Source organism: Loktanella sp. SALINAS62, from assembly GCF_018263905.1.
GTDB lineage: Bacteria > Pseudomonadota > Alphaproteobacteria > Rhodobacterales > Rhodobacteraceae > Loktanella.
The window spans coordinates 1-14,681 of sequence record NZ_JAAFZU010000055.1; the positions used below are offsets into that span (position 1 = coordinate 1).

The 14,681-nt window shown below is 59.7% G+C and carries 11 protein-coding genes, 1 tRNA gene and 1 pseudogene; 1 reads left to right on the plus strand and 12 read right to left on the minus strand.

Features of this window, described 5'->3' with window-relative positions:
• Positions 1-590 (minus strand): annotated as a pseudogene (locus tag GZH79_RS14480) (integrase); the annotation flags it as partial.
• 177 nt (positions 591-767) lie between these two features.
• Positions 768-857, minus strand: a tRNA-Ser gene (locus GZH79_RS14485).
• 154 nt (positions 858-1,011) lie between these two features.
• Here GZH79_RS14485 and GZH79_RS14490 point away from each other — a divergent pair.
• The gene (locus GZH79_RS14490; RefSeq protein WP_211644481.1) at positions 1,012-2,121 is read left to right on the plus strand and encodes an AI-2E family transporter; all 1,110 of its coding nucleotides are present in this window, start codon (positions 1,012-1,014) and stop codon (positions 2,119-2,121) included.
• Here GZH79_RS14490 and GZH79_RS14495 read toward each other — a convergent pair.
• The 10 genes from GZH79_RS14495 to GZH79_RS14540 form a co-directional block, all read right to left on the minus strand.
• The gene (locus GZH79_RS14495) at positions 2,118-2,474 is read right to left on the minus strand and encodes a hypothetical protein (protein WP_211644482.1); all 357 of its coding nucleotides are present in this window, start codon (positions 2,472-2,474) and stop codon (positions 2,118-2,120) included. The two genes, GZH79_RS14490 and GZH79_RS14495, sit on opposite strands and share 4 nt — an antisense overlap.
• Positions 2,474-3,196 carry an alanyl-tRNA editing protein gene (locus tag GZH79_RS14500; RefSeq protein WP_211644483.1) on the minus strand — a complete coding sequence of 241 codons (723 nt, stop codon included), beginning with the start codon at positions 3,194-3,196 and terminating at the stop codon, positions 2,474-2,476. The genes GZH79_RS14495 and GZH79_RS14500 overlap by 1 nt, the downstream gene beginning before the upstream one ends.
• On the minus strand, positions 3,193-5,676 hold the full coding sequence (locus GZH79_RS14505) for a DUF3772 domain-containing protein (protein ID WP_211644484.1): 2,484 nt from the start codon (positions 5,674-5,676) through the stop codon (positions 3,193-3,195). The genes GZH79_RS14500 and GZH79_RS14505 overlap by 4 nt, the downstream gene beginning before the upstream one ends.
• A 2-nt stretch (positions 5,677-5,678) precedes the next feature.
• Positions 5,679-6,707: a cysteine synthase A gene (locus GZH79_RS14510; RefSeq protein WP_211644485.1), complete on the minus strand. Its 1,029-nt coding sequence runs from the start codon at positions 6,705-6,707 to the stop codon at positions 5,679-5,681.
• Positions 6,708-6,739: 32 nt separating this feature from the next.
• A complete protein-coding gene (locus tag GZH79_RS14515) occupies positions 6,740-7,876 on the minus strand; it encodes an NUDIX domain-containing protein (protein ID WP_211644486.1) in 1,137 nt (378 codons plus the stop codon).
• 2 nt (positions 7,877-7,878) lie between these two features.
• Positions 7,879-8,319, minus strand: a complete 441-nt coding sequence (locus GZH79_RS14520; RefSeq protein WP_211644487.1) for a TrgA family protein — start codon at positions 8,317-8,319, stop codon at positions 7,879-7,881.
• A gap of 29 nt (positions 8,320-8,348) precedes the next feature.
• Positions 8,349-9,554 (minus strand): cyclopropane-fatty-acyl-phospholipid synthase family protein, encoded by a 1,206-nt coding sequence (locus GZH79_RS14525; protein ID WP_211644488.1) that lies wholly within the window; start codon positions 9,552-9,554, stop codon positions 8,349-8,351.
• Between the two features lie 123 nt (positions 9,555-9,677).
• Positions 9,678-11,102: a deoxyribodipyrimidine photo-lyase gene (locus tag GZH79_RS14530; protein WP_211644489.1), complete on the minus strand. Its 1,425-nt coding sequence runs from the start codon at positions 11,100-11,102 to the stop codon at positions 9,678-9,680.
• Between the two features lie 91 nt (positions 11,103-11,193).
• The gene (locus GZH79_RS14535; protein WP_211644490.1) at positions 11,194-12,834 is read right to left on the minus strand and encodes a BCCT family transporter; all 1,641 of its coding nucleotides are present in this window, start codon (positions 12,832-12,834) and stop codon (positions 11,194-11,196) included.
• Positions 12,835-12,959: 125 nt separating this feature from the next.
• Positions 12,960-14,678 carry a BCCT family transporter gene (locus GZH79_RS14540; RefSeq protein WP_211644491.1) on the minus strand — a complete coding sequence of 573 codons (1,719 nt, stop codon included), beginning with the start codon at positions 14,676-14,678 and terminating at the stop codon, positions 12,960-12,962.
• Between the last annotated feature and the right edge of the window lie 3 nt (positions 14,679-14,681).

A 14,681-nucleotide genomic window follows, 5' to 3' on the forward strand; every position in this document is an offset into this window, starting at 1 on the left:
GCTGAGGCGGCCTTCAGCTTTCCACCCTTGAGCTTGTCCTGCCACCATTTGCGGTGCTGAATCGCTTCAGCCGCGCCGACATCCACGACACGACGATCTCCACCAATGACCGCAATCAGGTTGCGGACCGCGCGGATCCGCGGGTTCCGCCACAACCGCATCTGCTGCGTGCTTTTGAACCGGTTATCATGCGAAGCGATATCTTCAGTATGCGCTACAAGCCCGGACAACATCAGGCCCGGGTCTTCCGTCCCGCCCAGAACTGCTTCGGCCACGTCCGGGATCGCGTCACCCGATGCTGACTGGGTCGCCTCGACCCTGCGAAGCACGTCGATCAAATCCAGATCCGCAACGGCGTCAGCTGTCAGAAAAGCGTAGCCCCGTCGCGCAGCCAGATCGCGCGCCACCCGAAAGCGCGCCTCCGCATCGCCATCGCGTCCCGCAAGCAGCGCTTCCCAGCCGTCAAGATATCCCGACCACACCCGCTGCGCCTTCGACAACGCAATCGCGCGCGAATCCGTCTTCAGGCTTTCCCAGATGACATCGCGCGGCTCCACACCCGCAAACCGCGACGGCACCCGACGCTTCAAATAATACGTCCTGCCGCGCAAAAGGAGACCGTTCGACATCACACACTCCGAGCACATGGGTAGCAGAATGTGGTGCAAAATGGGTAGCAGATCAAGGGGGAGATCTTGCCAATGCGCTGCAAAAGAAGTTCAAGGCTCTGAAATTAAATAAAAAAATAATTTAGCAGAGATGCTTTGTGGCGGACAGACAGGGATTCGAACCCTGGAGACGGTCTCCCGCCTACACACTTTCCAGGCGTGCGCCTTCGACCACTCGGCCACCTGTCCGTTGCGGGCTACTTAGCGAGGGTTTTCGGGGCGTGCAAGCCCCATGCGGCGATGAATATGCTGTGTGGGCATTGTATCGACGGACGCTGCCAGACATAGTTTACCGCATGATGATTGCCCCGCACTGCACCGACCATAAAAGCCGCCCCGCCTGATGAAACACACACCAAACCCGATCGAAAAATCCGCCGACCGCCCGTCGGAAATGGCGCGCGTGCAAACGGCGGCCCTGGTCATCATCGCATTCGCCGTGGTGTTGTTCCTGCTGGTACAGGCGCGGTTCATTCTGATTTCGCTGGCCAGCGCGATCATCGTGTTTTCGCTGACATCTGATGTGATCAATTTCATCGCTCGCCTGCGGGTCGGCCCGTTCCGCATTCCCAACTGGCTGGCCAGCCTTGCCGCCGTGCTGCTGATCGCCACGGCACTGTTGACCCTGACATCCATTGTCGTGGCGCAGGTCAACACCGTGCTGATCACGATGCTGGCCTATGCAGAACGTGCGCCTGACGCGATTGCGGCGCTGTTTGCATGGGCGGGCGACGACGTCGAAGCGGCAGTGCGCAATTCCGTCAGCTCGATCGAGGTGTCGGCTTATCTGCGCGGCGCTGCGGGCGGTGCCACCAGTCTGACACAGGCGACCGTGCTTGTAATCCTGTTCGTCGGCTTTCTGTTCGCGGAACGGGTCTGGTTTCAGACCAAGCTTTTGAATTTCACGGGCGATCCGGTGCAGGCCCGTCGCGTCGGGCGCATCATCGCGTCGATCATCCGGCGGGTGAACTATTACCTGCTGGTCAAGACGATCATTTCACTGGCGACTGGCGTAATGACCTATGCGCTGGCACGGGCCTTTGGTCTGGAAATCGCCGTGCCGCTGGGGATCATGACTTTCGTTTTGAACTTTATCCCCAATATTGGGTCGATCATCGCCACGGGTCTGGTGGTGCTGGCCGCGTATATCCAGCTTGGTGATCCTTGGATGACGGCGCTGATCTTTGTGATTGCGGGAACGATCCAGTTCGTGAACGGGTCCATCATCGACCCGATGCTGATGGGCCGCGCGTTGCGCCTTTCCAGTTTCGGGATATTGCTCAGCCTTGCGTTCTGGGGCGCTGTCTGGGGCGTGCCTGGCATGTTCCTGTCGGTGCCGATCATGGTGATGCTGCTTGTCGTGTGTAGCCATGTCGCGGCCCTGCGGCCTTTTGCGATCCTGTTGTCCCGCGAAGGCCTGCCAGAGGCGGAAACCACGCTGGAAAACCCTTAACGCGCCCGCACAAAAGCGACGGCAAGCATCAATTCAAAAAGCGCCGCAATCATGGCGTTGGCGTTGGCTTGACCCACCCCATTTTCCCACAACCCCGTCAGGCCGATCCCACCCCACATCGCAGCCATTGCAAGCGCCACTGTCCGCCGATGCGTCCCGGCCGGCACGTCGCGCAGCGTGAACACGATGATAGCCACACCGAACAGCACAGGGGCGGCCCGGCGTCCCATGAACGCACCACCGGGCGCAGCGCCGTCCAGATACAACCCAACATAGGCGCCGGGCGCAAACATCAGCACCGCAGACAGGCACAGACACAGGCCGGCGCTGAACATGATCAGAAACCGAAACATCAGCTGTCTTCCAGATGCAGATAAACGCGCCGGTTCTGGCGGCCTTTCTTTTCGATCTTGCCGATCCGCAACCGGCCGATTTCCAGAGTGCTGCGCACATGGGTGCCGCCACAGGGCTGCAGATCGATGCAATCGTCACCCAGCCCGATCCGCACCAGTCGGATGTGATCCGCGTCACGCGGCGGCTGCACCGACAACGTCTTGACCAAGGCAGGCCGCGCATCCAGTTCCGCCCCGGTGATCCATTCGGATGTCACTGGCAGGTCAGCGGCCACAAGGGCGTTCAGTTCATCGTCCAGATGATCCTTGTTGGAAGGCGCGTCTTCCATGTCGAAATCCAGACGGCTTTTCGATTCCCCGATCTGGCCACCGGTGACGGGTTTCCCAATGACGACAGACAGCAGGTGCAGCGCGGTATGCATACGCATCATGCGGTGGCGGCGTTCCCAATCCAGCACCTGCGTCACGATTGTTCCAACGGGCGGCAATGGTACGGGTTCTGCGGGCACAAGGATGATGTCGGCGCCGCGCCCCTTGATCGTTGTGCCAATCATCAGATTGCCACCGTTCCACTGCAGTCGGCCTGAATCGCCGGGCTGCCCGCCACCCGTCGGATAGAACAGGCTGGCGTTCAACACGATCCCGCCTTCCTGCGTCAATTCCGTGACCTGTCCCACTGCGTCGCGGGCATAGGCGTCCGATACGAACAGGTGATCGGTCATGTGGGCTGTCCCATGTCGGGGTCGGCATCCACATCCAGATCGTCGGCCGTCAGCATGGCACCAGGATCGTCAGGATGCGGCGGCGGCGCGGTTTCCGACTGGCTTTGTCCCTTTTTCGGTTCACGCAGCCAGACGTCGGTTTGCGGGAACGGAATTTCGATCCCAGCCTCTGCCAGTTTCGCATTGATGCCGCGGTTCATTTCGTCGGTCACGATCATTTTCCAGTTCACATCGCGCAGGATGACACGCAATTCGAAATCCAGCGACGACGCACCAAAGGCCACGAACAGCGCCTGCGGTTCCGGGTCAGCAATCACAAGCGGATGATCGTTACCGATCTCTAACAAGAGCTTGCGGACCAATTCGACATCTGACCCATAGGCGACGCCAACCGGCAGGATCAGACGCCCGACCATGTTGCCACGAGTCCAGTTCGTGACCTGCCCGCTGACCAGATCAGCGTTCGGAATGATGACGTCGGTTCGGTCGAATGTTTCGATCCTTGTCGACCGGACAGAAATGTCGCGGACAAAACCGACCTGACCGTTGACTTCGATCATATCGCCTTCGGCAATGGGGCGTTCGATCAGCAGAATGATACCGGATACAAAGTTCTGCACGATTGTCTGCAAACCGAAACCGATCCCGACCGACAGCGCACCCGCCACGATGGCAAGGCTGCTCAGGTCGATGCCAGCCAGGGTAATGGCGATCAGCGCCGACAGCGTGATGCCGATATAACCCAAGCCCGACACCACAGCGTTCTGGCCGCCCAGATCCAGTTTTGTGCGTGGCAGAACGGTGCCTTTCAACGACCGCTGCACAAACCGCGTCAGGATGAACCCCACGGCAAAGATAATGGCAAAGGTCAGGAAATCGGTCGGGGAAATAACCGTTTCACCAATCTGGAACCCCGCACGAAACCGGGTCCAGACCTCGATCAGATCGGCAACACTGGCCCCCCAGACAAGCGCAGTCACAGGCATCAGCACGATGAACAGGACCATCCCCACAAGAATCGGAATAAGCGAGCTGCTTTCGCTGTCGTCGGGCGCATAGATGCGTGTGATCGCCTGCTGCAGCACGATAAAGCCACCAAGAACCGCAAGGGTCATCACCGCCGGCGCGAACAGGGCACGCCCCGCCTGCGCATATCCCAGTGCAGACAAAACGGGCGTTGCGATCGCCACGATCATATAGATCAACCCGACAACATGCCGGACACGACCAGTTCCCGTCTCTCCACTATCGGCCATGGGGGAATGGCGCAGCAGCGCCCCCAGCCGCCACAAAAACAGGCTTGCAAGCATGATGACCGGCAAGATCACGACGGACCGTGGCACCGACGCGACATTGGCATCCAGCAGCAGGGCGGCGACAATCAGCAACGCCGCAAGCATGACCCCCACCGCCACGCCGGTCCGCCGTACCTTGCGACGCACATCCGCGGGATAGCCCAGCGGACCGTTAAAGGTGCCTTTGGGAAACAGTTGCACGTTCAGCCAGCGCGTCACGATGATCAGCACACCAGCCGTATAGACCGCAGAGGTGACGGACGTGCCGGATCGCGGTAAAATGCCGAACTGGCGCAGTGCGACGAACAGCAGCGACATCCCCAAGACAGGCAGACCGATCTGCAGGACCGATAGCAAAAGCGCCCAGATCGCGCGGCCCCGCGCCTCAGAGTTTTCGACCTTTGTCTGGGCAAGCAACAGCCAGCGGGGCGACCGGACCAGCAGAACAAGCGCCGCAAGCAGGGCGATGATCCCGGCCGGCAGGTTCGCCCAAAGACCGCTGGTGCCCCCGCCCGACATCCGCGTTTCATAGCGCCGCATGACCCGGTTCAGTGCGACGTCTATGGCGTCCGCCCCCAGCGCCCAACTGCTGGGCAACAAGGGTGACGCATCACGTGACCACAGCCGGTTGGTGTCGGCCTGCCGTAATTCGCTGTCGATTTCGGATATCAGGCCATTGGCGCGGGCATAGGCTTCTGACGCCAGCAAACCGGGCGCAAGCAGCGCGTCAAGTTGGGCGTTCAGTTCATCCAGTCGTGCGGCAATCGCGGGCGACACGGTTGCATCCGGCGCCGTCGGGGTCAGCGCGTCGATCTGCGCCTGCACCGTACCAATGCGGCCCGCGTTCAAGGATGTCAGGTCCAAAAAGCGCTGCCGCCACGCGAAAATATCGTCGCGCGCCGCGCTCAGCATGGCGTTGGTGGTTTCGCCGTCGTTCAACTCTTCTTCGACCCGGTCGGCCAGCGCGCGCCAGTCGTCCAGATCCGGCACCGCTGCCGCAAATTCAGACGTCGCCTGTGCCAGCGCATCGGCATCGGCCTCTGGTTCGGTGGCCCCGCTGTCTGCCGTATCTTCTGCTGGCGCCGCAGCGCCGCCCGTCAGACTGTCCAGCGATATCTGTGCAACGGCCGGGGTCGATGCGCCAAGGCCGACCGCAAGGATCACTGCGGCCAGTCGGTGCAGCATGGTCAAACGTCCTCGAACACGCCGGGAATGGATTGCGGGCCTTTGTCCAGCCAGTCGGGCACTGGCAGGTTCTTTGATTTCAGGAAATCCGGGTTCCAGACCTTTGACTGGTAGCGGGTGCCGTAGTCGCACAGGATCGTCACAATCGTATGCCCCGGTCCCAGATCGCGCGCCAGCCGCATGGCGCCGGCGACATTGACGCCGGACGATCCACCCAGACACAGTCCTTCGCTTTGCAACAGATCGAACACGATCGGCAGGGCTTCGGCGTCGGTGATACGGTAGCTGAAATCAGGCGTGAACCCTTCGAGGTTGGCCGTGATGCGCCCCTGCCCGATACCTTCGGTGATGCTGTCACCGGGGTTTTCCTCGCCGGTATAGATCTTGAACAAACCCGCCCCTTCGGGGTCGGACAGCGCGATCTTGACGCCCTTGGGCTGCAGCACCTCTGCCACGCCCGCCAACGTGCCGCCGGTCCCGACGGCACAGGTGAACCCATCCACGCGGCCACCGGTCTGTTCCCAGATTTCCGGGCCGGTCATTTCGACATGGGCCTGCCGATTGGCGACGTTGTCGAACTGGTTGGCCCAGATGACGCCTTCGTTGCTGTCGCGGGCCATCTGTTCGGCCAGACGACCGGAATATTTCACATAGTTGTTCGCGTTTTTATACGGCACCGCAGGCACCTGCACCAGTTGCGCGCCCGCCAATCGCAGCATGTCCTTTTTTTCTTCGGACTGCGTTTCGGGGATCACGATGACAGTTTTGAACCCCATCGACGCACCGACCAGCGCCAGACCGATGCCGGTATTGCCTGCCGTCCCTTCGACGATGGTGCCGCCGGGTTTCAGCAAACCTTTGGCGACAGCGTCACGAATGATGTAAAGCGCCGCGCGGTCCTTGACCGACTGGCCGGGGTTCATGAATTCCGCCTTGCCCAGAATTGTGCAGCCAGTCGCTTCGGACGGGCCGTGCAGCTTGATCAGGGGGGTGTTTCCAACGGTGTCGGCAAGATCGGTCTTGATGGTCATGGCTGCAGCCTTTCGCGCGGTGTTACGCTTCCCTAACTAGCGATGCCACCGTCGAACTCAACCCGCAACGCGGCCCTGTTGATCGCAAGCCAGTAGATCAGCATCACGGCGGGGGCGACATTGACCTCTCCGGTTGCGACCAGATCAAGCGCGTGGTCCAGCGTCACCACATGCACGCGCAGGTCTTCGTGTTCGGCGGCCAGCCCACCCGACCATGGCGTTTCATCGGCAATATCAGCCAATCCGATGTAGCAATGAAAGTAATCGGTCGCGTTGCCGGGCGAAGGATAGCAGGACGTGACGTGACGCAGCCTGACGTCCAGTCCTGCCTCTTCACGTGTTTCGCGCAGGGCGGCCTGTTCTGGTGTTTCGAAGGCGTCGATCATCCCTGCGACAGGTTCCAGAATCCACGGGTTCGGATCGCCGCGTTCCAGCGCACCCATGCGTATCTGTTCGACCAGCACCAGTTTTTCCCGCAGCGGATCATACGGCAGGACAAGAACCGCCTCGACCCCGACAAAAACCTCGCGCGGCAATGGTCCCTGCATCGCGCCGTCAAACCGCCTGTGCGTGACGGAAAAGCCCTGCAGGCGAAAGAAATCACCCACCGCAGGCTTGCGCTGCGTCACGGTCACATCATCAACACCGGCGCGATGGCGCAGCGTTGCAGGGCCACCCTGCCCGCTGGCCCGCGTCTGCGTCCATGCCCGTTTCTGGATCATCGGAAACTGCCACCGCAAATCCTGCGGCGATGGGGGCGGCTGCATCTGAAACAACGCGGTCGCGGCCAGAACAGAGGTTTCTGCGTAATGCGTCTGCCAGTGATCGAACGACCAGTCTCCATCCCCTGCCCGCGCGTCTGCCGGTGGCAGCCACATCATCGCTTCCATGTCACCGCCATCGGCGTCGGTCACCGTCACGGTGATCAGGCTGTAGTCATATGCGCCTTCGTACAGGGCAAGGCGGTCAGCCTGCGCCGTGGTCAGCCCGTCCCAGACCAGACCGGGTGCAACGGCGTCGCGTTGCGGCACAATCAGCGGCACAACGCTGTCGGCCAGTGGTTTCACCGCATATCCGCGCAACATCGCAGGGCTGACGGACCCGCCCGGCCCGGCGACCGCGTCGCGCAATTCTGCGTCGCGCAGGGTGCCATAGACGAACAAGCGCATGATCAGCGATACCGGCGGCCGACCGCCTCTGTCACAAGGCCCGCGATCAGACCGCCCGCAACCAAGGTTCCGATGATGACCGGTGTGGCAAACAGCAACGCGTAATCGCCCATAATGCCGAACGTCGCAATCACGGCATCTGTCGGTCCGTCGTATTGGCCACGCATCGACTTTTGGATCATCCGGGTGATCGACGTTAACAGCAGCGCCCAGAACGCAAGCGCGCCGGCAGCGGTTACTGCGGTGCCGACGGCAACGCTATAGCCCTGACCGACCCGGTTACCCATGACAGACCAGCCGCAGATAAGTCCTGACACGATACACAGCGGATACCAAAAGTCCGGCGCGTCACCTTCGACAAACAGTGGCAACGTCAGATAGGCCACTACGCCCCCCAGAATGGCATAAAGGATCGCACCCGTCAGGTTTCCGGCTGTTGGCATAACTGTCCTTTGGTGCGTGTGCCGATCGGTCAGACCGGACGGGTAATTGTAATCTGTGTCACGTCGCAGTTTTCACTGGCAAAAGTCGCAGCACAAGAGGTCAGATAAAAGTTCCACATGCGCCGGAAACGGTCATCAAAGCCCAGTGCCGCGACCTGATCCCATTTGGCATTGAATGTGTCGTGCCAGCGGCGCAGCGTCAGGTCGTAGCTATGGCCGAATTCAACGGATTTGACGACTGACAGGCCCGCGTTACCGACCACTGAACGCAAGGCTGACGGACTGGGCAACATCCCACCGGGAAAGATATATTTCTGAATGAAATCAGGGCCGCGCTTGTAGATCTTCCAGCGACGATCAGCCACGGTGATGATCTGCAGCGTCGCATTCTTGCCTGGTTTCAATCGGTTACGGACGGTTTCAAAGTAGACGGGCCAATATTGTTCGCCCACCGCTTCGAACATTTCGATACTGGCGATGCCGTCGTAGCTGCCTTTTTCGTCGCGGTAATCCTGTAGCTTTATCGTTACCTTGTCGGATAACCCAGCCTTTTCAATGCGGTCCACGGCGTAGTTGAACTGTTCTGTACTGATTGTCAGGCAGGTCACAGACAGGCCGCGTTGGCTGGCCGCGTATTCGGCGAAACCACCCCAGCCACAGCCGATTTCCAGCACATGGTCACCGGGCTGCACACCCATCTGATCGACCATGGATGCATATTTCTGGATCTGCGCAGTCTCCAGATCCTCTTGTCCGGTCTTAAACAGCGCGCTGGAATAGGTCATCGTGTCGTCCAGCCAGAGCTGGTAGAAATCATTGCCCAGATCGTAATGAAATTCGATGTTCTTGCGGGCCTGCTTTTTGGAATTGCGCTGCAACCAGAACCGCAGACGTTCAAAGCTGCGCACAAAAAATTGCCCCGGAAACCCGTCGTACATGTCTTCGGCGTCGTCATGCACAAGATCCATGAACGCCTGAAGATCCGGCGTGCTCCACCAGCCGTCAAGATAGGCATCGCACAATCCCAGATCGCCTTCGCGCACGGTGCGTGCAAACACGTCCGGGTTGTGAATCTGCACTTCTGCCACATGACCGGGATCGGTGCCTTCGGTCCGGAAATGCCGCCCGTCCGGCAAGATCACATCCAGCCGCCCGCGTTTCAGCTTGAGCATGTTGAACACGGATTGAAAATAGCGCGGAAGGCCGGATTGCCCTTCGGTTGTGGTCAGGATCATGCGTGGTCGGTCCTCAAGATTATGTCCATCCTGTCAGGATTTCGCGGACTTTAGCGTTTTGTTCACGGAAGTCACGACAGCCTGCCGGAATAGTTGCGCGGATGGCCATGATGACGCAGCAATTCAGTCCTTGAACGTGCTGTAAGCGTCCAGTGCGGCCTTGCGGCCTGCGTCTGCGGACACGATCGGATCGGGATATGCGTCATCGGGAGACATGCCCCAGCGGCGCGGAATCGCGTCGAAATAGGCGCACGCCGTGTCCGATGGCGCAGCATAGTCTTCTGCCAGCCACGCTTTTACGTAGTGGCGGTCCTTGTCGAACTTGTCCAACTGCGTGACGGGGTTGAATACCCGAAAATACGGCGTCGCATCCGGCCCGGACCCGGCGGACCATTGCCAGCCCATCGCGTTGCTGGCCGGGTCCCAGTCGATCAGGTGATCCTGAAACCATTTTTGTCCAATCCGCCAATGACACAGCAGATGCTTGGTCAGATAGCTCGCAACGATCATGCGGCCCCGGTTATGCATGGTGCCGGTGACATACATCTCGCGCATGGCGGCATCGACGAAACGGATACCGGTGCGCCCCTGTTTCCACGCAATCACCTCTGCACGGCGTTCATCGGTGTTCCAGTCAAAGCCGTTCCAGTCTTCGCGCCAGTTATCGGTCGCAATGCGCGGGGTATGATAGATCAGGTGATATGCAAATTCGCGCCAGACCAGTTCTTTCAGAAACGTTTCCGCGTCCTTGGACCCGTCCTGCAACTGGCGCTGCCCCGCATGCCAGCAGGCCAGCGGGCTGATTTCGCCATAGGTCAGGTTTTCGGACAGACCCGACGTGCCATCCTTTTTCGACGGCACATCACGGTTTTTTTGATAGTCCGACATCTGGTGCTGAACAAAAGTGGCCAGTCGCTGGCGCGCCGCGTCTTCGCCCACGACGCACCACGGGCGCAGCACATCGGCGCCGCGGTTCATTGCGGCATCCATGTCCCAATCCGACAGTGCATCGCTTTCGGGCCAGTCCGTGGGCGTCGTCAGTTGGTCCGGTGCGGCGCGTGTGCCGGGCAGTTCCCGGTCGCGCACGTTCCTCCACATCGGTGTAAACACCTTGTAGAAACCGCCTGTGCCTGTTTCCACGGTCCAGGGTTCGAACAGCAAATGTCCGTCAAAACTGCGGGCATCAATCCCATCGTCCTTCAGCGCTTGTTTGACGGTCCTGTCGCGCGCGATGCAGTCGGGATCATACAGCCGCGACCACCACACCGCCCCCGCGCCGGTGTCCCGGATCAGCTGACGCAGGACATCAACCGGGTTTCCCCGACGCAAGATCAGACGACTTTCTTTGTTCATCAAGGCGTCTGCATGGGCGGCGATGGACAGCCCCCACCGCATCCGCGCGGCCGCACCTGTTGCGGCGACCACATCGTCGTTGATGAACACCGGGATGACTGGCCGCCCACTGTCACAGGCCTGTGCCAACGCGGGATGATCGGACAGTCGCAGATCGCGGCGAAACCAAAGCAGTATAGGGGATGTGTCAGTCATAGATGTCCAATCTAGTGCGCCGCGCCGGTGTTCAAGCGCAAACGCAAAAGGGCCCCATAGTGCGGGGCCCTTTTAACGCGCGTCCAGACCGTTAGGCGGGTTTTGGTTCGCTTTTCAGTCCCTTGTAGATCGCATAGCACATGAACAGCAGGACGATGGTGAACGGCAACCCGGTCGAAATGACCATGGATTGCAGCGATGCCAGACCGCCTGCCGACAAAAGCAGCACGATGGCCACGGCGCCTTCGAAAATGCACCAGAACACACGCTGCGGCACGGGTGCGTCGATCTTGCCCCCCGCCGTGATTGTATCAATCACCAGCGACCCCGAATCCGACGAGGTCACAAAGAACACGATGACCAGCACGATCCCGATAAAGCTTGTGATCTGCGCCAACGGCAGTGCGTCCAGCATGGCAAACAACTGAACCGGCAATTCCGCGTCTTGTGCTGCTGTGTAGCCATCGTTGACCACCTGCAAAATCGCGGTGCCACCAAAGACCGACATCCACAACACGCAGACAAGGCTAGGAATCAAAAGCACGCAGGTAATGAATTCGCGCACGGTACGGCCACGGCTGACCCGTGCGATGAACATGCCGACGAACGGCGACCAGCTGATCCACCACGCCCAGTAGAACGACGTCCAGCCCTGCAAAAAGTTTGTATCAGTCCGACCAAACGGGTTCGACAGCGCTGGCAAATACGTGAAATAGGCCAGCAACGAATCCGCAAACAATACGATCAGCGCCACGGTTGGACCCACAAGCAAGGTAAAGAACAACAGCAACCCGGCCAGACCCATGTTGATTTCGGACAGGATCTTTACCCCGCCATCAAGCCCGCGCATCACCGAAACCAGCGCGATGGCCGTGATAAAGGTGATCAGAATAACCTCTGTCACGCTGCCTGTCGGGATGCCGAACAAAGCATTCAGACCGGCAGTGGCCTGTGTGGCGCCGAACCCCAAGGATGTCGCCAGACCGAACAGAGTGGCAAAGACCGCGATGATGTCGATGACATGACCGGGCCAGCCCCAGACACGTTCGCCCAACAGCGGATAGAACGCCGACCGGATCGTCAGCGGCAGCCCCTTGTTGTAGCTGAACAGCGCCAGCGCCAGACCGACGATCGCATAGATCCCCCAAGGGTGCAGACCCCAGTGGAAAATGGTCGATGCCATGCTTAGCCTGATTGCGGATTCCGTATCGTCGACGGCACCTGCAAGCGGCGACCAGTCCGTGCGAAGCCCGCCTTCAGACGCAGGCCCACCCAGCGATGTGGAAAAATGCGTCAGCGGTTCTGACACGCCGTAGAACATCAGGCCGATGCCCATCCCAGCGGCAAACAGCATGGCGAACCAGCCGACATAGGTATAATCCGCAGTCGCTTCGGCGCCACCCAGCCGCACCTTGCCCAAAGGCGACACGATCAGGAACAGACAAAACAGGACAAAAAAGTTGGCTGACAACAAGAAGAACCAATCAAACGTGCCTGTGACTGCGGTGAACAACCAGCTAAAGACCGACCCTGACTGTTCCGGCAGCGCGAGCGTATAAAAGACGAACGCGACGACGGCGATTGCCGATACGCCAAAAACGGGGTTGTGGATATCGAACCCGAAATTGCCCACCGACCCTTCGATGTTGTCCTGTCCGATATCATAGTCGGTTTCAATCGTACCGACCGCTCCTTCAGGCTCTGGTATGCCCTGCCCGGTGACCTCTGTCATGCAGCTTCCTTTTGTCGTTGGTTTCGCTAACGCTAACATAAGTTGCGTCGGAATGACAAACCGAACGCGTCGGGCGATGTTTGTGTGCGGGGGCCGCCGTGGTCACAGCGGCCCCCGCAAGACGGTCAAATCGTGGTTGCGGGTCGCTCTTGTTCAGCCCCAACCTGATGCTGCAATCCTTCTACGTTCGGTTCTGCGGTCGTTGGCATCCCGGCCTGAACACGGCGGCTGTCGTAGTAGATCGCCTTGATCAGCGAGACGGCCATCAGCACCATGACCACCGAAAACGGCAATGCGCCGATCACCATCGCGGTCTGGATCGCACCAATCCCGCCGATGATCAGCAACGCCGCCACAACAGCCCCCAGTGCGACACCCCAGAAAATGATGTGCGGACGTGCCTTTGGGCCTTCGTCACCTGCGGCGTTGATCGTGTTCACGATCAGAACGGCAGAATCGGCAGAGGTCACCAGATAGGTCATCAACAAGATCACGATGATCACCGCCATACCGTATTGCAGGATCGGGTTTCCGATCAGCGCATCGGTCATCGCAAAGATCTTGCCGCCATCGGTTGCGTTAAAGATCGCACCGCCCGCTTGCCCACTTTGTTCAAGGTCGATGGCGGTGCCACCGGCCCATGCAAACCAGACAAAACACATCAGCGACGGCACTAGGATCGCCCCCAGAACGAATTCGCGGATCGTGCGCCCCTTCGAGATACGCGCCAGAAACAGCCCGACGAACGGTGCGAAAGCAACCCACCACGCCCAGTAGAAAACCGTCCATCCCCCCTGCCAGCTCGCCAGCGCCGCACCGGTTTCCGTCCCGTCGTCACTGTAGACGGTCACCATCATGCCTGGCAGTGCGATCAGGTAATCCCAGATGCCGACGAAAAACGCCTGTGCACCAAAAAACGTCGCCCCGAAAATCATCAGGAACCCCAAAAGGAAGATCGACAGCACCATGTTGATGTTCGACAGCCACTTGATCCCCTTGCCCACGCCCGACAGGGCCGACAGCGTGGATGCACCCATGATGATAAAGATCGCGACCAGAATTCCCATGACCGATGGGGTCACAGCGCCTTCGGCATCGGTCTGCATCAGCCAGTCACCGAACCCGATCCGCGCCAACCCGTCGATAAACTGGTTCACACCGAAGCCCAGCGTCTGTGCCACACCCAGAATGGTGGCGACCACGGCCACGGCGTCAATCAGATGGCCCAGCGGTCCGGACAGGCGCGCGCCAAACAGGGGCGTCAGCGACGACCGGATCGTCAGCGGCAGCGACCGGCGATAGGCAAAGAACGCAAGCCCCAGACCCGCAATCGCATAGGCCGACCACGCCGTTAGACCCCAGTGCAGATAGGACCATTTGAACGCGTTCATGGCGTTATCGGCACCGGCTGCGGTTGCAGCGCCTGAAATGACGTCGGGGTTGGTGTTGAAATGATAGATCGGTTCGGCCACGGCCCACGTCAGCATGCCCACACCAATTCCGGCGCCGAACATCATGGAAAACCACGAAAAGTTATCAAATTCTGGCACATCGTCTGGCAGGCCCAGTTTCAAGCGGCCCGCGCTTGGCCAGACCGCCAGACCGACACAGACGACCACGAAAAACAGCATCACGCCGACATACCAGGTTGCAAAGTTGGTCAGGATGAAACTGTTGAAATCCCCCAGCACACGGCCTGCGTTTGCGGGAAACGCCACGGCCCAGATCACCAGTAATCCGATGATGATTTTCGACGACAGCGTCACATCCAGATTGAAACCCGAATAGAAACCGCGCTTGGCGACCTTGATCGGCAAATCGGTGAAAATTGGCTTAAGCGCCATTGG

Coding starts and splice junctions, on each gene's coding strand:
- GZH79_RS14515 (WP_211644486.1), bottom strand. CDS start 7,876: ATGCGCTTGTTCGTCTATGGCACCCTGCGCGACGCAGAATTGCGCGAC.
- GZH79_RS14520 (WP_211644487.1), bottom strand. CDS start 8,319: ATGCCAACAGCCGGAAACCTGACGGGTGCGATCCTTTATGCCATTCTG.
- GZH79_RS14540 (WP_211644491.1), bottom strand. CDS start 14,678: ATGGCGCTTAAGCCAATTTTCACCGATTTGCCGATCAAGGTCGCCAAG.
- GZH79_RS14495 (WP_211644482.1), bottom strand. CDS start 2,474: ATGTTTCGGTTTCTGATCATGTTCAGCGCCGGCCTGTGTCTGTGCCTG.
- GZH79_RS14500 (WP_211644483.1), bottom strand. CDS start 3,196: ATGACCGATCACCTGTTCGTATCGGACGCCTATGCCCGCGACGCAGTG.
- GZH79_RS14535 (WP_211644490.1), bottom strand. CDS start 12,834: ATGACAGAGGTCACCGGGCAGGGCATACCAGAGCCTGAAGGAGCGGTC.
- GZH79_RS14525 (WP_211644488.1), bottom strand. CDS start 9,554: ATGATCCTGACCACAACCGAAGGGCAATCCGGCCTTCCGCGCTATTTT.
- GZH79_RS14505 (WP_211644484.1), bottom strand. CDS start 5,676: ATGCTGCACCGACTGGCCGCAGTGATCCTTGCGGTCGGCCTTGGCGCA.
- GZH79_RS14490 (WP_211644481.1), top strand. CDS start 1,012: ATGAAACACACACCAAACCCGATCGAAAAATCCGCCGACCGCCCGTCG.
- GZH79_RS14510 (WP_211644485.1), bottom strand. CDS start 6,707: ATGACCATCAAGACCGATCTTGCCGACACCGTTGGAAACACCCCCCTG.
- GZH79_RS14530 (WP_211644489.1), bottom strand. CDS start 11,102: ATGACTGACACATCCCCTATACTGCTTTGGTTTCGCCGCGATCTGCGA.